Here is a 17917-nt window from a genome sequence, read left to right on the forward strand (position 1 = left end):
TTCAGTATAATTATGGTGAATATGGTATAATGAATATGACGAAGAAGGCAGCCGCTGTATTGGCTGCTTTTTTATTCAACTGATAAAAGAAACAAAATCAACATAGGGTGTTGGACGTTGATTGGAGTGGAAAAATGGCAAAGAAAAAACGAAGAGGTCAAATAAAAAAGGATGAATGGAAACGCATATTGCGCTTTGAGCTTATTGGCTTATTTTTATTAGCGTTAACGTTAATTGCCATGGCAGGACTCGGTGCTGTAGGACAGGCTCTTGTACTCGTGGTCCGCTTATTTATTGGCGAATGGTATATGCTGTGTTTAATCGGAATGGTTATTCTATCTGTTTATATCATTTGGAAAAGAGAAATGCCTCCTTTAGTGACGCGGCAGCTTATCGGTACATACCTCATTATTTTATCTATTTTACTGTTTAGTCACGTGACGTTATTTGAAAATTTATCGAAAAACGGAACGTTTACAGATCCATCTGTCATTATGAATACGTGGGATTTGTATATGCTCGAAGCAACGGGACAATCGAATCACAGTGATTTAGGGGGAGGGATGATAGGAGCTATTATGTTTGCCATGTTCTACTATCTGTTTGATAGCTTAGGAACAGAACTTATCGCTGCCTTGCTTATTGTGATTGGGGTACTGCTCATTACCGGACGTTCGCTTCACGAAACGGTATTAAAACTTCTGTCACCTCTAGTTAATTTTTTAACAACGGAGTTAAAAGAAGGCTGGCAAGATATTCAGACGTGGAAACATAAGAAGAAAAAAGCCCCTAAAACAACAAAAAAGAGACGCCAAGAAAAAGCTGTTCAAGAACCTGAAGAAAGCGTGGAAATAGAAGTGGAAGCACCTTCGCCTCCAATTATTGAACACTTTGATTATGGAGAGGAAGAGTCTAGTCAATCTTCTGCTGCTCCTGTAGCTCCGGTGCCTCCGGTTATGGAATCGAAGCCTGTAGCTGCTGCACCGCAACAGCCAAGGCCGCAAAAGGAACAGGAAGAAGAAAAAGCTCCTATGATTACCTTTACTGAAACGGAAAATAAAGAGTATGAGCTTCCTCCTATCAAGCTATTGACGATGCCAAAGAAAAGTAACCAGGCAAAAGAGCATAAAAACATTTATAAAAATGCCGAAAAGCTTGAAAAAACGTTTCAAAGTTTCGGCGTAAAAGCAAAAGTGGCAAAAGTTCACCTTGGACCAGCTGTTACAAAATATGAAGTATATCCTGATGTAGGAGTAAAAGTAAGTAAGATTGTCAATTTAAGTGATGATTTAGCACTTGCATTAGCTGCCAAAGATATTCGGATTGAAGCTCCAATTCCCGGGAAATCAGCGGTAGGAATTGAAGTGCCGAACGAAGAAGTAGCGATGGTTTCGCTTAGAGAAGTACTTGAAGCGACTGAAAATAACCGACCTGATAAAAAGCTATTAGTTGGTTTAGGAAGAGATATTTCAGGCGAAGCTGTGCTAGCAGAGCTTAATAAAATGCCTCATATGCTTGTAGCAGGGGCAACAGGAAGCGGAAAAAGTGTGTGTATCAACGGTATTATTATTAGTATTTTAATGAGAACAAAGCCTCATGAAGTAAAATTAATGATGATTGACCCTAAGATGGTTGAGTTGAATATGTACAATGGTATTCCGCATTTATTGGCTCCTGTCGTAACAGATCCGAAAAAAGCTTCTCAAGCATTAAAGAAAGTTGTAAGTGAGATGGAGCGACGTTATGAGTTGTTCTCACACAGCGGAACGAGAAACATTGAAGGATATAACGATTTAGTAAAACGTATGAATGATGATGGAGACGCCGATGCAAAACAGCCGACTCTTCCTTATATTGTGGTGATTGTTGATGAGTTGGCTGACTTGATGATGGTTGCTTCATCTGACGTCGAAGATTCGATCACACGTCTTGCTCAAATGGCTCGTGCTGCCGGCATTCATTTGATTATTGCTACACAGCGACCATCAGTAGATGTTATTACTGGAGTTATTAAAGCAAACATTCCTTCCCGAATCGCTTTTAGTGTATCTTCACAAACTGACTCTCGTACGATCCTAGATATGGGAGGAGCTGAGAAGCTTCTAGGAAGAGGAGATATGCTGTTCATGCCTGTTGGAGCTTCAAAACCTGTGCGTGTGCAAGGTGCCTTTTTATCAGATGAAGAAGTAGAAGAGATTGTTGATTTTGTAATTGCACAGCAAAAAGCACAGTATCAAGAAGAAATGATTCCAACAGATGCCCCTGAACAAGTCGATGATTTTGCAGATGAGCTATATGACGAAGCGGTTCAGCTTGTGGCAGAAATGCAAACAGCTTCTGTTTCTATGCTGCAGCGACGCTTTCGAATTGGCTATAACCGGGCTGCACGTTTAATCGATGCGATGGAAGATCGTGGAGTGGTTGGGCCTTACGAAGGAAGTAAGCCGCGTTCGGTGCTGATTTCTCAGCAAAATGAAGATGTTGGATCTTAATAAGGTTATTAGAAAAGATGGAGCTGGGACAAAAGTATTTTAGCCTAAGTGAAAAACGAATCACTAATCAACATGTCTGATTAGCGGTTCGTTTTTTTTGTTAGGGTGAATATAGGTTTCATCCGTTTCGTTCCTTCTAGCAGTTGACTGAAAGACAAGGTGAAGACTCCTGCGGGAAAAGCGTAAGCGACGAGGAGGCCCATCGCCCGCCCGTGGAAACCGAAGTCTTGCACGGAAATCAACTGCGGTGTCGCAAGCGTTTCAGCTCATGTATCTTATTTGTTTGTCTTTAGATTGGATTTATTTCGTTATGTCTCAACCTCATTTTTTTATGGAAGAAGAGACGGTAAGAATAGTATTACACAAAAATATGTCATGCTAAATAAATAAAATAAAAACGAATATTAAAAAATTTAATGACTAAAATGTTTGGTTTTTATCTAATATTAGAAGAAAAGTAGGTTGTTAGGTATGCTGACATTAAAAAATAACAAAAATTCATTTTTTTAAAAAAATATTAAAAATTTTAACAAAAAATTAATATAACCTATTTATTTATCTGTCGAAAAATGATATATTATTTTCGATTAAGTAGTCGAACATCAGAGGTCTGATGACTTTTTAATATGGAGGAAGAGTGATGTCTATACGTGCGGATAATCGGCACTTGTATTTACAAGTGATTGATAAAATTAAACAAAATATAGAAAAAGGAATTTTTAAAGAAAAGGAAAGACTCCCTTCAGAGTTTGATTTATCAAAGCAGCTAGGGGTTAGCCGCGCAACGCTACGTGAGGCACTTCGCATATTAGAAGAAGAGAATATTATTGTTCGCAGACACGGCGTGGGAACATTTGTCAACACGAAGCCTACTTTTTTGTCAGGGATTGAGCAATTAAATAGTATAACACATATGATTGAACAAGCTGGTATGAAGGCCGGAACAATCTTCTTATCTTCTCAAATACAAGAGTTGTCTGAAAATGATTTAACACGTTTTGCTTGCGGGGAAGACGAACAGATTTTATTTGTTGAACGGGTGAGAACGGCAAACGGAGAGCCTGTTGTATATTGCATGGACAAGGTTCCTCAAAAAATATTGCCTGAAAATTTCGAATATAAACAGGAATCTTTGCTAGAAATTCTTGAAAAACAAGCAGGAAAGCACATTTCATACGCCGTGGCAAATATTGAGCCTCTAGGCTATCATGAAAAAGTTTCTCCTATTTTACAATGCGAGCCAGAAACCGCTTTGCTTGTGCTGAAACAAATGCATTATGACCAGTATGATGAACCCATTTTATATTCCATCAATTATTTTAAAGCAGATCAATTTAGTTTCCAAGTACTGCGTAAACGCGTCTAGTTTTTTTATGGTTAAATGTCAGAAAATTTACAACTATTTAACATTGTCCTTTTAAGGAGGTGTCAAATGTAGGTCACAGGGACGAAATAGAAAATTGGCTTTATACTTTTAAAACTATTCAGGGGGTTAAAACATGTTAAAACGTAAAACGGGACTTGCATTATCACTAGTATTAGCGGCAGGAACACTTTTAAGCGCGTGTGGCTCAAACGACGCAGATAAGAGCAGCGGAGATAAAAAAGCAGCGGATTTTAAAGTGGGAATGGTAACAGATACGGGCGGGGTAGATGATAAATCGTTTAACCAATCTGCTTGGGAAGGTCTAACAAAGTTTGGGAAAGACAACGGACTTGATGAAGGGACTGGATACAAATATTTGCAGTCTACAAAAGCATCTGAATACGAGAGCAACCTTTCTAAATTTGCTGAGAGTGGCTACAACTTGACGTATGGAATTGGCTTTTTGTTAAAAGAAGACATTAAAAAAGCAGCGAAGCAGTATCCAGATGCTAACTTTGCATTAGTAGACGATACGCTAAAGTCAGAAAACTTAGATAACGTGGCGAGCATTTTATTTAAAGAAGAGCAGGGCTCTTTCTTAGTAGGTGTAGTGGCAGCGAAACAAACGAAAACGAACAAAATCGGCTTTATCGGAGGCGTTGAATCTCCATTAATCAAGAAGTTTGAAAACGGATTTAAAGCAGGTGTTAAATCTGTAAACCCAGACGCTGAAGTTATTTCTCAATACGCGGAAAGTTTTAACTCTCCAGAAAAAGGCTCAGCTATCGCTTCTACCATTTACAGCAAAGGCGCTGATATTATTTATCAAGCGGCTGGCGGTACTGGAAACGGCGTATTTACAGAAGCTAAAAACCGTTCAAAAGGCGGTAAAGACAAAAAGGTTTGGGTAATTGGAGTTGACCGCGATCAGCATGAAGAAGGTATGCCTGAAAACGTAACGTTAACTTCGATGGTAAAACGCGTTGACCTTGCTGTAGAAGATGTTGCAAAACAAGCAATGGACGACAAATTCCCAGGCGGTAAAGAGGTTGTGTTTGGCTTAAAAGAAGACGGAGTGGGAATTGCTCCATCACAAGATAATGTAAGCAAAGATGCGTTAAAAGCAGTTGATGAGTATAAGCAAAAAATTCTAGACGGTGACATTACAGTGCCTCAAACGGATAAAGAATTTAAAGAGTTTGAAAAAACGCTTAAAAAATAAGCTGATATCTGTTAAGCAATGATTATATGAGTATAAAAGGCTAGTGAAAACTAGCCTTTTTCATAGCCAAAAAACGGAAGACAGAATCCTGTAGCAGGCAGGAATAGGGAGTGAAAGTAGTGGAATATGTTATTGAAATGCTAGATATTCGCAAAGAGTTTCCCGGTATTGTCGCTAATGACAATATTACACTCCAAGTGAAAAAGGGAGAAATTCATGCTTTGTTAGGAGAAAATGGTGCAGGTAAGTCAACGCTGATGAACGTTTTATTTGGGCTTTATCAGCCTGAAAAAGGACAGATTCGTGTAAACGGCCAAGAAGTCAAAATCACGGACCCTAACGTAGCGAATGACTTAGGAATTGGAATGGTTCATCAGCATTTTATGCTTGTTCAAAACTTTACAGTCACAGAAAATATTATTCTTGGGAACGAACCGACGCGAACGGGGAAAATCAATATTAAAAAAGCAGCTCAAGATATTCAAGAGCTTTCAAATCAATATGGATTATCGGTAGATCCATATGCGAAGATTCAAGATATCTCAGTTGGCATGCAGCAGCGAGTGGAAATTTTAAAAACGCTTTACAGAGGAGCCGACATTCTTATTTTTGATGAACCTACTGCCGCCTTAACACCTCAGGAAATTACGGAATTAATTCAAATTATGAAAAAATTAATTCAAGAAGGAAAGTCGATTATTTTAATTACGCATAAATTAAAAGAAATTATGTCAGTGTGTGACCGCTGTACAATTATTCGAAAAGGTGTCGGGGTTGGTACGGTAAATGTGCGAGAGACCAACCCTGATGAACTTGCTGCTTTAATGGTAGGAAGAGAAGTACATTTTAAAACTGAAAAGAAAACAGCGACTCCAAAAGAAGCTGTGTTAACAATAAAAGAATTAGTAGTAGAAGATAGCCGAGGAGTAGAGGCTGTAAGTTCACTTGATCTAAGCGTTCGAGCAGGCGAAATTGTAGGCATCGCGGGTGTGGATGGAAATGGCCAAACAGAGCTGATTGAGGCAATTACGGGTCTAAGAAAAATAAAGTCGGGCTCGGTCACGTTAAAAAATCAAGAGTTGTCTACGTTATCCACGCGTAAAATTACGGAGTCAGGAGTAGGACATATTCCGCAGGATCGCCATAAGCACGGGCTTGTATTAGATTATACAATTGGTGAAAATATCGGTCTTCAAACGTATTATCAAAAGCCGATGTCTAAATCAGGTATTTTGAATTATAAAGAGCTGTATAAAAAAGCAAAAGAGTTAATTGCAGAATATGATGTGCGAACCCCTAGTGAATATACGCAAGCGCGATCGCTATCGGGCGGAAATCAGCAAAAAGCCATTATTGCCCGTGAAGTAGACCGCAGTCCGGAACTATTAATTGCAGCTCAGCCAACGAGGGGGCTGGATGTAGGAGCCATTGAATTTATTCATAAAAAGCTGATTGAAGAACGAGATAAAGGACGGGCAGTGCTGCTCGTTTCGCTAGAACTAGATGAAGTAATGAATCTAAGCGATCGCATTGCGGTTATTTATGAAGGGAAAATAGTTGACATTGTAGATCCAAAAGAAACGAATGAACAAGAGTTAGGTCTATTAATGGCAGGCGGTACGCGTGAGAAAGCGGGTGGAACAGCATGAATAAACTTGTGAAAAACGAACGTGTAATGATGATTTTGATCCCTGTTGTATCGGCCATATTAGGACTCATTGCCGGAGCGGTTATTATGTTACTAGGCGGCTATGATCCAATGCTTGGCTATCAATCTCTTTTTGACGGGATGTTTGGGACGCCAAAAGCCATTGGAGAAACGATTCGTGCCATGACGCCTCTTGCTCTGGCCGGTATTGCGGTTGCGTTTGCTTATAAAACCGGTCTCTTTAACATTGGAGTAGAAGGACAGCTTTTAGTTGGCTGGTTGGCTTCAGTATGGGTTGGGTATGCGTTTGATTTACCAGCAGTCATTCATATTCCTTTAGCTGTATTAGCAGCAGCTGCAGCTGGAGCAGTTTGGGCGTTTATTCCAGGATTTTTAAAAGCAAAATTTCATGTTCATGAAGTAATTGTTTCCATCATGATGAACTATATTGCCCTTTACACCACGAGCAGCTTAATCCGTACGTATTTATACGCGGGTAATGAAAAATCGTATGATATTAAAGAATCGGCATCTTTAGCATCAAGCTTTTTAGCACAGTTAACCAATAACTCCCGCCTTCATTACGGCATTCTTATTACCATCGCTGCAGCCGTCGTAATGTGGTTTATTTTGAATAAAACAGCTAAGGGCTTCGAGCTAAGAGCCGTTGGTTTTAATCAGCATGCTTCACAGTATGCAGGAATGAATGTAGGCCGAAACATTGTGTTATCCATGGCGATTTCAGGCGCTTTTGCCGGGCTTGCCGGGGCTATGGAAGGGCTTGGAACATTTCAATATATGGGCACATTCACTGCGTTTACGGGTACGGGATTTGACGGTATTGCCGTAGCCCTTTTAGGAGCTAACAGCGCAATTGGAATTTTATTAGCTTCATTCTTTTTCGGAGGACTGCAAACTGCGGCTCCTCAAATGAACTTTATGACAGGCGTACCGTCTGAATTAATTCAAATTGTCATTGCGCTTATTATCTTTTTTGTTGCATCTAGTTATTTAATTCGCTGGGTGCTTGGCCGTGCAGGCAAGGGGGGAGCAAAATGAACTTCTTAGAGGTGTTAGCCATTATTATTCCAGCGGCGCTTTATTCAGCTGCACCGCTTATCTTTACCGCGCTCGGAGGGATATTTAGTGAACGTTCCGGGGTCGTGAACATTGGATTAGAAGGGCTGATGATGTTTGGCGCGTTCACAGGTATTGTTTCAACCCTTTTACTTCAGGATTCATTAGGTGCTTGGGCCCCGTGGGTAGCAATAGTAATTGCGGCTGTTGTTTGCGCTGTGTTCTCGCTGATTCATGCTGTTGCAAGCATTACATTAAAAGCAGATCAAACTGTAAGTGGTGTAGCCCTGAATTTTCTAGCTGCGGGTCTTTCAATCTTTTTAATTAAAAAGATTTTTGGGAAAGGACAAACAGATTTTATTCAATTCCGTATCGATAAAGTAAGTATTCCAGGTTTATCAGACATTCCAGTAATCGGTAAAATTCTGTTTTCGAACGTTCCTATTACGTCTTATATTGCGATTGTGCTAGCTTTTGCTGTATGGTACACCATTTATAAAACGCCGTTTGGTCTCCGTCTTCGTTCAGTTGGTGAACACCCAATGGCAGCAGACACGATGGGGATTAAAGTTGTGAGAATGCGCTACGTTGGCGTTATGATTTCCGGCATGTTCGCTGGAATTGGCGGAGCGGTGTATGCCACGTCTATCGCTACAAACTTTGCAGCGGGAACGATTGCTGGACAAGGGTTCCTTGCTATTGCGGCCATGATTTTCGGGAAGTGGCATCCTATTGGTGCTTTAGGTGCAGCCATGTTTTTCGGATTAGCACAGTCTTTGAGTATCACGGGAGCTCAGATTCCGGTTATTCAAGATATCCCATCCGTCCTTTTAACCATTGCACCGTACGTATTAACAATCTTAGCGCTTACTGGTTTTGTAGGACGTGCTGAGGCTCCTAAAGCGCTGGGCGTTCCTTATGAAAAAGGCCGCCGCTAATAAATCCTCTATACGAGGTCTAACAATGACTAAAGTTGGATAAATATAGAAGGTGGAGACAAAGAAATCATATTCTTTTCTCCGCCTTTTTTTCATTGAGAGAAAGAATATGAAAAGAAATGAGGAAGCGCGCGGCAAGTTACTTGAAAATGTTTCCTTGAATTCGATATAGTGGTTATAAGACTAAAATTAGCGTTAAAGATTCAAAATAGAAGTATTGTCTAGTTAATACATCAAAATTTAAAAGGAGGTTTATATATGAAATTATTGACTGAACAAAAACATGAACTAGAAGGATTGACTGTTCATACCATTCAAACAGCTAAGTACAAAACAAACACGTTCATTTTAAAACTAAATGCCCCTTTAGATAAGAAAACGGTGACAATGCGTGCCCTTTTACCTTATGTGCTTCAAAGCGCTACCGAGTCGCTGCCGTCTACGACAAAGCTTCGTACATATTTAGATGAGCTTTATGGTGCTACTTTACAAGTAGACTTAACAAAAAAAGGTGATAACCACGATATTACGATTCGCATTGATATAGCGAATGAAAAATATTTGAAAGATTCAACTCCGCTTTTGCAAAAAGCGTTAGCTCTTCTTGGCGATATTTTATTAAAGCCAGCAGTTGAAGGGGACTCTTTTTTAACGGATATTATGACAAAAGAAAAGCGTTCGCTTCGTCAGCGAATTCAAGCCGTATTTGATGATAAAATGCGCTATGCTAATTTAAGACTAGTTGAAGAAATGTGTAAGGAAGAACCTTACTCTTTACATGTAAACGGTCAAATTGACGATGTGGAAGAAATTACAGGTGAAAGTTTGTACGCTTATTATCAGCAGGTGTTAAAAGAAGATGCCATTCACCTTTATGCTATTGGAGATTTGCAAGTCGAAGAGGTTTTACAAACAGTAAAAGAAACATTTACTTTACCAAAGCGCGAGCAAAAAGACATTGAAGATTCTATCACGTCTAAAGAGATCTCAAACGTAAATGAAGTGGTGGAAAAACAAGAAGTCAAACAAGGGAAATTAAATATTGGCTATCGTACAAACGTTGTATACGGAGATAGACAGTATTTTGCTCTTCAAGTATTCAATGGGATATTCGGAGGGTTCTCACATTCCAAGCTATTTATTAACGTGCGTGAAAAAGCGAGCTTAGCTTACTATGCTGCTTCGAGAGTAGAGAGTCATAAAGGATTACTAATGGTCATGTCGGGTATTGATGCTAAAAATTACGACCAAGCTGTTACGATTATTAAAGAACAAATGCAGGAAATGAAACAAGGATCGTTTACAGACGGCGAAATCGCTCAAACGAAAGCCGTTATTCACAACCAGCTGCTTGAAACGGTGGATACTCCACGAGGACTAGTAGAGGTTATGTATCATAATGAATTAACGGGTAAAGATATTTCAATTGATGAATACTTAAAGCATATTGATGCGGTATCTAAGCAGGAAATTATTAAAGTGGCTGAGAAAATTGAAATGGATACAATTTATTTCTTAACAGGAACGGGCGGTGAAGAAAATGGAGAAAATTGAATTTTCGCAGCTTCAAGAACAGCTGTATCATGAAAAAATGGATAACGGGCTGCAGGTATACATTTTGCCAAAACCGGAGTTTAACAAAACGTTTGCCACTTTTACAACAAACTACGGATCGATTGACAATCAATTTGTACCGCTAAATGAAAATGAAATGACAAAAGTTCCGGATGGAATTGCCCACTTTTTAGAGCATAAATTATTTGAAAAAGAAGACGGAGATGTCTTTCAGCAGTTTAGTAAACAAGGTGCTTCGGCCAATGCATTTACTTCTTTTACCCGCACAGCTTACTTATTCAGCTGTACATCTAACTTTGAAGAAAATCTTGAAACATTAGTGGACTTTGTACAAGAGCCGTACTTCTCAGAAAAAACGGTAGAAAAAGAAAAGGGCATTATCGGTCAAGAAATTACAATGTATGACGACAATCCGGACTGGCGCTTGTATTTTGGTACCATTCAAAATATGTACAAAAACCATCCTGTTAAAATTGATATTGCTGGCACGATCGAATCGATTTCACATATTAATAAAGATTTACTGTACACATGCTATGAAACGTTTTATCATCCGAGCAACATGCTGTTGTTCATTGTAGGTCCTGTTGATGCGGAAAAAGTAATGAAGCAAGTTCGAGACAATCAGCAGAAAAAAGATTATAAAGAAATCTCTGACATACAGCGTCATTTTGACGAAGAGCCTGAAACGGTGGATCAAGAAAAACAAGTATTAAAAATGCCGGTGCAGTCTTCGAAATGTATGGTGGGTCTAAAAGCGAAAAATCCGCAGCGTTCAGGCGGAGAAATGCTTAAATACGAGTTAGCAATGAATATCATTTTAGATTATGCATTTGGAAAAAGCTCTTCGTACTATGAGGAGTTGTATGCAGACGGACTCATTGATGAAACGTTTGCGTATGATTATACGGAGGAAAGAGGATTTGGTTTTGCTCTTATCGGAGGAGATACGGATCAACCGGAACAGCTGTATGATCGAGTTAAACAAATTTTACTTGAAATGAAAACGAAATCACTAACAGAAGAGGAACTTGAACGTATTCGTAAAAAGAAAATCGGCGGATTTTTACGTTCATTAAACTCACCTGAGTTTATCGCTAATCAGTTTACACGCTATGCGTTTAATGATATGAATTTATTTGATATTGTTGAAACGCTAGAAAAACTGAAGGTAAACGAAATAAAAGATGTGCTAAACGAGATTATTGATGAAAAGAACTTTACGGTTTGTGAAGTAGTACCTAAATAAAGATGATTGTTGCCAAAAAAGCTGATGTTCATCAGCTTTTTTGCATGTAAAGGAGAGAAGGCTATGGAGAAATTTGCCCTTGTGACAGGTGCAAGCGGAGGAATTGGCACAGCGATTGCTAAGCAATTGGCTGAAGATGGATACTCGCTTATTTTGCACTATCATCAACGAAAAGACAAAATAGAGGCGCTTGCACATGAGCTAGCTGAAAAGGTGAAAACCGTGTTTACAGTACAAGCGGATTTATCATGTAAAGAGGGAATGGAGAAGTTTTTAAAGGAGATTATTGTTCCGGTAGAAGTTATTATTCATAACAGCGGACGAAGCGTTAGCGGGTTAATGACAGATGCTTCGGCAAATGAAACCGAAGAAATGATCTATCTTCACATCACGGCTCCCTTTGTTATTACAAAAGCTTTGCTGCCTAAAATGATCAGTGCTAAAAGCGGACAAATTATCATGATTTCTTCCATTTGGGGACTTACAGGAGCTTCGTTTGAAGTTCTTTATTCAATGGTAAAAGGCGCCCAAAATACGTTTGTAAAAGCTTTGGCAAAAGAGGTTGCATTAAGTGGAATTCGCGTCAATGGAGTTGCGCCCGGAGCGATTGAAACGGATATGATGGCCAGCTATTCAAAAGAAGAGGTTAAAGAGCTGGCTGAAGAGATCCCTTTAGGAAGAATAGGATATCCAAAAGAAGTGGCAGATGCGGTTTCATATTTAATATCTTCACGTGCTTCGTATATAACTGGACAAATATTATCGGTTAATGGCGGTTGGTACATATAAAGTGTGCATAAAATTAAAAACAAGGTACAAACTATGATATGAATAAACCTTAAGGAGGGCTACTCATGTCAGTATTAGAAAACTGGGATAGCTGGAAAGATTTTTTAGGCGACCGTTTACATCATGCACAAAACGAAGGAATGCAAGAAGAAGTTATTCATGATCTTGCTTATCAAATTGGTGGATATTTAGCAAACCAAGTTGATGCAAAAAATGATCAAGAGCGAATTTTAGCAGACCTTTGGAGCGTTGCTTCTAAAGAAGAGCAGCATGCGATTGCGAGCAGCATGGTGAAATTAGTTCAAAATAACGGATCAGTAAAATAAGTTATCGTTTCTAAAAAGGAGCTAATTCACCGCGTGTGAAAGCTCCTTTTTTCTTAGAATTAAATAGTACAAATAAATAAGCGCTTACATACATAACAAATGTAGAACTACTTGCCTTTAGGGTTTATAATATAATGGAAATCATTTATAGTTAAACTAGGTGAAAAAAAGGGGGCACCTCTCGAAGGCCAGCCAAGAAATGGGAGGGGTTTGATGGAGAAAATTGAGTGGTATTTAGAATATCAAATACAAAAAAATCGTCCGGGTCTTTTAGGTGATATTTCATCGCTTCTTGGAATGTTGTCAATTAATATTGTCACAATTAATGGAGTGGATGATATTCGCCGTGGATTATTGCTGCGCTGTGATTCACATGAGCAAATAGACAGGCTTGAATCTATTTTGAAAACAATGGATAATATCATTGTGACAAAAATGAGACCGCCTAAATTGCGTGATAAGTTAGCAGTGCGTCACGGTCGCTATATTCAGCGTGACGCAGATGATAAAAAGACATTCCGTTTCGTAAGAGATGAATTAGGTTTGCTCGTAGATTTTATGGCGGAACTGTTTAAACAAGACGGTCATAAGCTTATCGGTATTCGAGGTATGCCGCGAGTAGGCAAAACCGAATCGATTGTAGCAGCTAGCGTATGTGCGAACAAAAGGTGGCTTTTTGTGTCTTCTACACTCTTAAAACAAACGATTCGCAGTCAGCTTATTGCTGACGAATACAACGCTGATAATATTTTTATCATTGACGGGATTGTATCGACAAAACGAGCGAATGAAAAGCACTGGCAGCTTGTTCGAGAAGTAATGAATGTACCCGCGACAAAAATCGTGGAGCATCCGGATGTATTTGTACAAAATACCGAGTATTCGTTAGATGATTTTGCCTACATTATTGAAATAAGAAATGACCCCAATGAGAAGATTACATATGAAATAATGGAAGGTCCTCAAATGTTTCAAGACGGTGGATTATCGATGTTTGATTTTTAGCATAATTGGTAGGTGTTAGCATTGACAGAGTTAGGACAAAGGTTAAGACAAGAACGAGAAAGCAAAGGATTGTCGTTAGAGGATTTACAAAAACTAACGAAAATTCAAAAACGCTATTTACTTGGCATTGAAGAAGGCAATTATGAGGTTATGCCAGGGAAATTTTACGTACGAGCGTTTATTAAGCAATACTGCGAAGCAATTGGGTTGGACACAGATGCTATTTTTGAAGAATACAAATCAGACATTCCTTCAACTCAAACAGAAGACATGCCGCAGCAGCTTTCGCGCGTTCGCAGCCGCAAAGAAATTCCTCAGCATACAAAAGGAGTTTCAAAAGCATATGACTACCTTCCAACTGTTCTAGTGGTGGCGGGAGTTGTAGTTGTTGGGATTATTATTTGGGTAATCGCTCAAAATATCGTCTCGGATAAAAACAAGGAGCAGGCTAATCAAGAAGCTCCAAACAGCGAAGTTCAGCAGTCTAACACGCAGGAAGAAACGAATGAAACTACTGCAAAAAATGACAATAGCAAGTCAGAAGATGAACAAAGTGCTGCTGATAAGAAAGAAAAAGAAAAAGCTGAAAAAGAAAAAGCCGCAAAAGAAAAAGCTGAGAAAGAAAAAGCTGAAAAAGAAAAGAAAGACAGCGGTAAACAAGAATACAAGGAAGTTCAAAAAACAGGCAGAAGTGCTACGTATGCTCTTTCCGGTACAGATGCATTTAACCTAGAAGTAACATCCACTCAAGCAGATACTTGGTTAGATGTGAAAAATGGAAAAGGAAATGCTTTCTTTAGCTCCATTCTAAAAAAAGGTGAAACAAAAGAATTTGATTTGACGAAAGAAACGGAAGCTCGTGTCAACATCGGTTATTCACCTGGAGTAGAGTTAAAAGTAAATGGAAAAGCGGTTGACTTGCCGTTTGATTCATCCAAGCAAGTTCGACAAGTTGTAACGATTCAATATCAGCCGGCAGAAGCACAGTAAACAGCCTGTTTTAAAAAGTGGTCAGGGTGTAAATAAAGATAATATGTGAATTAAACACTCATTCACGCTATAATAAAACCAAAGCCGTGCAAACAACTTCGTTTGCACGCTTTCAGTTTGTAACAGTAATTGGAGGCAGAAGAAGTGAATTTACCAAACAAGATTACCATTTCGCGAATTTTTCTAATTCCCGTATTCCTCATTTTTATGATGGTGCCGCTACCATTTGGCACAGTGGAGGCAGCAGGAAAAGAGATTCCGATCGCTCATCTATTAGGGGCGGCATTATTTATTATTGCATCTACAACAGACTGGATCGACGGATACTATGCAAGAAAGTACGATTTAGTCACGAACTTGGGCAAGTTTTTAGATCCACTAGCAGACAAGCTGTTGGTTTCAGCTGCGCTTGTAGCTATTGTTGACTTAGATTTAATTGCAGGTGCAGGATGGGCTGCTATCATCATTATTAGCCGTGAATTTGCTATCACAGGTTTAAGACTTGTACTAGCAGGGGAAGGAGAAGTTGTAGCAGCCAATATGTTAGGTAAAATTAAAACATGGACTCAAATTTTAGCTATTTCAGCTATTCTGTTGTACAACTTGCCTTTTGAATGGATTTCCATTCCGTTTGCTAGCGTAATGCTTTGGATCTCAGTGATTTTTACGGTTATTTCAGGCTGGGACTACTTTGCTAAAAACAAACAGGCTTTTGTTAATTCAAAATAAGTAAGATGGAGATGATATGATGAACGCTGAAATTATTGGAGTCGGCTCTGAGCTGCTGCTTGGGCAAATTGCCAATACAAACGCTCAGTATTTATCGAAAAAATTAGCCGAACTTGGAATTAATGTTTACTATCATACAGTAGTAGGAGATAATGCACAGCGCTTGAAAGAAGTGATTGTTACAGCTCAAACACGTGCAGAGTTAATTATTTTCACAGGCGGGCTTGGTCCTACAAAAGATGATTTAACAAAAGAAACAATTGCGAGTGTGCTAGGAGTAGAGTTGACAACAAATGCGGAAGCACTTGAAAGCATTGAAGCCTATTTCAAACAGTCAAATCGTATCATGACACCTAACAATAAAAAACAGGCAATTGTACTTGAAGGTTCGACAGTGCTCCCTAATGATTACGGAATGGCTCCAGGTATGGGGCTTACAGTAGAGGGAAAACACTATATGCTATTCCCAGGGCCGCCAAAAGAGCTCTATCCAATGTATGAAGCATATGGTCAAGAATTTTTAGCTCAAAAGCTTGAATTAAAAGAAAGTATTGAATCACGCGTTCTTCGTTTTTTCGGAATAGGAGAATCACAGCTTGAGACGGAAATTGAAGATTTGCTTGATGCGCAAACAAACCCGACGATTGCACCGCTTGCAGGAGATGGAGAAGTGACGCTTCGCTTAACTGCTAAGCACGCTGATGCTGCTGAAGCACAGCGCATGTTAGACGAAGTGGAAAAAACCATTTCAGAGCGCGTAGGCGAGTATTTATATGGATACGAAGCAACTTCTTTACATAATGAATTGGTAAAAGAATTAACGGCACAAGGTTTGACGATTGCTTCAGCCGAAAGTTTAACCGGCGGGTTATTCAGCGAACGTTTAACAACTGTTTCAGGTGCTGGAGAAGTTGTTAAAGGCAGCCTGGTAGCCTATCATTATGAAATCAAGCAAAATATTCTCGGAGTGAGCGAACACACGCTGAATCAGTACGGAGCCGTTAGCGAGCAGTGCGCGGCTGAAATGGCTCAGCGTATTCAACAGTTATACAAAACGGATATTGGCATCGGTTTTACGGGTGTAGCTGGACCCTCTAAACAAGAAGGACACCCTGTAGGAACAGTGCATATAGGGGTCGCTTATAAGGATCAAACTCCTCAAGTTTACAGTTTGCAGCTATCTGGAAGGCGCCAAGGAATTCGTTCACGAACGGTTAATTACGGCTGTCATTACGTATTGAAGACGATAAAAAAATAAAGAAAAAAGGCTGCTTAGTTTTACCAAAGCAGCCTTTTTTTAATTTTATAAAAAACGAACATTTATTCGCTTTTTGCTTGTCAAACGACCCAAAAACTAGTATAGTAAGTTATAGAAAGTTGTTAATTCGACATTGCTACTACATCGTAGTAAGTTTGCAGTTTATAGATGATTTCAAAGAGATAGAGGAGGAAATTGAGTGAACGATCGTCAAGCAGCCCTTGATATGGCTTTAAAGCAAATTGAAAAGCAATTTGGTAAAGGTTCAATTATGAAATTAGGTGAACAAACGGAAAAAAGAATTTCTACAATTCCAAGTGGTTCATTAGCATTAGATATAGCTTTAGGCGTAGGTGGATATCCACGTGGACGTGTGGTGGAAGTATATGGCCCAGAAAGCTCAGGTAAAACAACAGTTGCTCTTCACGCGATTGCAGAAGTTCAACAGCAGGGCGGACAGGCTGCATTTATCGATGCGGAGCACGCGTTAGATCCTGTATATGCTCAAAAATTAGGTGTTAATATTGATGAGCTGTTATTATCTCAGCCTGATACAGGAGAACAAGCTTTAGAAATCGCTGAAGCTTTAGTTCGAAGCGGCGCAGTAGATATTATTGTTGTTGACTCAGTAGCAGCGTTAGTGCCAAAAGCGGAAATTGAAGGAGAAATGGGAGACTCTCACGTGGGTCTACAAGCTCGTTTAATGTCTCAAGCATTGCGTAAACTATCTGGAGCTATCAACAAGTCTAAAACAATCGCTATCTTTATTAACCAAATTCGTGAAAAAGTCGGCGTAATGTTTGGTAACCCTGAAACAACTCCTGGTGGACGTGCGCTTAAATTCTACTCTTCAGTGCGTCTAGAAGTGCGTCGTGCAGAGCAGTTAAAGCAAGGAAATGATATCGTAGGTAACAAAACAAGAATTAAAGTTGTGAAAAATAAAGTAGCTCCGCCTTTCCGTGCTGCCGAAGTAGATATTATGTACGGAGAAGGTATTTCAAAAGAGGGTGAAATTTTGGATATCGCTTCTGAACTAGATATTGTCCAAAAAAGTGGATCTTGGTATTCATATAATGACGAGCGTCTAGGTCAAGGCCGTGAAAATGCAAAGCAATTCTTAAAAGAAAATACTGATATTCGTCAGGAAATTGCGGGACAAGTGCGTGAACATCATGGTTTAGACCAAGATGGAGAGCCAGCTCCTGAGGATGACGATCAAGGCGATTTAAATATTTAATTTGCTGCGAGATAAA

General features: G+C 39.3%; 15 protein-coding genes. All 15 read left to right on the forward strand.

The window, feature by feature from the left end:
• Positions 1-134 precede the first annotated feature (134 nt).
• The 15 genes from ACNHOZ_RS03960 (at position 135) to recA (ending at position 17901) form a co-directional block, all read left to right on the forward strand.
• A complete protein-coding gene (locus tag ACNHOZ_RS03960; RefSeq protein WP_048019859.1) occupies positions 135-2492 on the forward strand; it encodes an FtsK/SpoIIIE family DNA translocase in 2358 nt (785 codons plus the stop codon).
• 640 nt (positions 2493-3132) lie between these two features.
• Complete coding sequence (locus ACNHOZ_RS03965; RefSeq protein WP_028411389.1) at positions 3133-3858, forward strand: GntR family transcriptional regulator; 726 nt, start codon at positions 3133-3135, stop codon at positions 3856-3858.
• Between the two features lie 133 nt (positions 3859-3991).
• Entirely contained in the window at positions 3992-5080 is a 1089-nt protein-coding gene (locus tag ACNHOZ_RS03970; protein ID WP_028411388.1) for a BMP family lipoprotein, read from the forward strand.
• Positions 5081-5199: 119 nt separating this feature from the next.
• Complete coding sequence (locus ACNHOZ_RS03975) at positions 5200-6729, forward strand: ABC transporter ATP-binding protein (RefSeq protein WP_048019860.1); 1530 nt, start codon at positions 5200-5202, stop codon at positions 6727-6729.
• Positions 6726-7787 (forward strand): ABC transporter permease, encoded by a 1062-nt coding sequence (locus tag ACNHOZ_RS03980; protein WP_014458483.1) that lies wholly within the window; start codon positions 6726-6728, stop codon positions 7785-7787. The genes ACNHOZ_RS03975 and ACNHOZ_RS03980 overlap by 4 nt, the downstream gene beginning before the upstream one ends.
• Positions 7784-8743: an ABC transporter permease gene (locus ACNHOZ_RS03985; RefSeq protein WP_048019861.1), complete on the forward strand. Its 960-nt coding sequence runs from the start codon at positions 7784-7786 to the stop codon at positions 8741-8743. The genes ACNHOZ_RS03980 and ACNHOZ_RS03985 overlap by 4 nt, the downstream gene beginning before the upstream one ends.
• A 258-nt stretch (positions 8744-9001) precedes the next feature.
• A complete protein-coding gene (gene yfmF / locus ACNHOZ_RS03990; protein WP_028411385.1) occupies positions 9002-10297 on the forward strand; it encodes an EF-P 5-aminopentanol modification-associated protein YfmF in 1296 nt (431 codons plus the stop codon).
• Positions 10284-11567: an EF-P 5-aminopentanol modification-associated protein YfmH gene (gene yfmH, locus ACNHOZ_RS03995; protein ID WP_025750276.1), complete on the forward strand. Its 1284-nt coding sequence runs from the start codon at positions 10284-10286 to the stop codon at positions 11565-11567. The genes yfmF and yfmH overlap by 14 nt, the downstream gene beginning before the upstream one ends.
• A 63-nt stretch (positions 11568-11630) precedes the next feature.
• Complete coding sequence (gene ymfI, locus ACNHOZ_RS04000) at positions 11631-12356, forward strand: elongation factor P 5-aminopentanone reductase (protein ID WP_048019862.1); 726 nt, start codon at positions 11631-11633, stop codon at positions 12354-12356.
• Positions 12357-12421: 65 nt separating this feature from the next.
• Positions 12422-12682 (forward strand): DUF3243 domain-containing protein, encoded by a 261-nt coding sequence (locus ACNHOZ_RS04005; protein WP_013058809.1) that lies wholly within the window; start codon positions 12422-12424, stop codon positions 12680-12682.
• Positions 12683-12895: 213 nt separating this feature from the next.
• Complete coding sequence (locus tag ACNHOZ_RS04010) at positions 12896-13687, forward strand: DUF3388 domain-containing protein (RefSeq protein ID WP_013058808.1); 792 nt, start codon at positions 12896-12898, stop codon at positions 13685-13687.
• A 21-nt stretch (positions 13688-13708) separates the two neighbouring features.
• Entirely contained in the window at positions 13709-14677 is a 969-nt protein-coding gene (locus ACNHOZ_RS04015) for a helix-turn-helix domain-containing protein (protein WP_048019863.1), read from the forward strand.
• A 144-nt stretch (positions 14678-14821) separates the two neighbouring features.
• Positions 14822-15406: a CDP-diacylglycerol--glycerol-3-phosphate 3-phosphatidyltransferase gene (gene pgsA, locus ACNHOZ_RS04020; protein ID WP_028411382.1), complete on the forward strand. Its 585-nt coding sequence runs from the start codon at positions 14822-14824 to the stop codon at positions 15404-15406.
• 16 nt (positions 15407-15422) lie between these two features.
• A complete protein-coding gene (locus ACNHOZ_RS04025; protein WP_048019864.1) occupies positions 15423-16664 on the forward strand; it encodes a competence/damage-inducible protein A in 1242 nt (413 codons plus the stop codon).
• 199 nt (positions 16665-16863) lie between these two features.
• Positions 16864-17901, forward strand: coding sequence for a recombinase RecA (gene recA, locus ACNHOZ_RS04030; protein WP_013058804.1), 1038 nt, complete (start codon positions 16864-16866; stop codon positions 17899-17901).
• The last annotated feature ends 16 nt before the right edge of the window (positions 17902-17917 follow it).

It is taken from the genome of Priestia sp. D51 (assembly GCF_053345675.1).

Excerpts from the sequence above, each read along its gene's own strand:
- ACNHOZ_RS04010 (WP_013058808.1), top strand. The coding sequence starts at position 12,896 with ATGGAGAAAATTGAGTGGTATTTAGAATATCAAATACAAAAAAATCGT.
- ACNHOZ_RS03970 (WP_028411388.1), top strand. The coding sequence starts at position 3,992 with ATGTTAAAACGTAAAACGGGACTTGCATTATCACTAGTATTAGCGGCA.
- ACNHOZ_RS03985 (WP_048019861.1), top strand. The coding sequence starts at position 7,784 with ATGAACTTCTTAGAGGTGTTAGCCATTATTATTCCAGCGGCGCTTTAT.
- ACNHOZ_RS04025 (WP_048019864.1), top strand. The coding sequence starts at position 15,423 with ATGATGAACGCTGAAATTATTGGAGTCGGCTCTGAGCTGCTGCTTGGG.
- ACNHOZ_RS04005 (WP_013058809.1), top strand. The coding sequence starts at position 12,422 with ATGTCAGTATTAGAAAACTGGGATAGCTGGAAAGATTTTTTAGGCGAC.
- yfmH (WP_025750276.1), top strand. The coding sequence starts at position 10,284 with ATGGAGAAAATTGAATTTTCGCAGCTTCAAGAACAGCTGTATCATGAA.
- ACNHOZ_RS03960 (WP_048019859.1), top strand. The coding sequence starts at position 135 with ATGGCAAAGAAAAAACGAAGAGGTCAAATAAAAAAGGATGAATGGAAA.
- ACNHOZ_RS03980 (WP_014458483.1), top strand. The coding sequence starts at position 6,726 with ATGAATAAACTTGTGAAAAACGAACGTGTAATGATGATTTTGATCCCT.
- ymfI (WP_048019862.1), top strand. The coding sequence starts at position 11,631 with ATGGAGAAATTTGCCCTTGTGACAGGTGCAAGCGGAGGAATTGGCACA.
- yfmF (WP_028411385.1), top strand. The coding sequence starts at position 9,002 with ATGAAATTATTGACTGAACAAAAACATGAACTAGAAGGATTGACTGTT.
- ACNHOZ_RS03965 (WP_028411389.1), top strand. The coding sequence starts at position 3,133 with ATGTCTATACGTGCGGATAATCGGCACTTGTATTTACAAGTGATTGAT.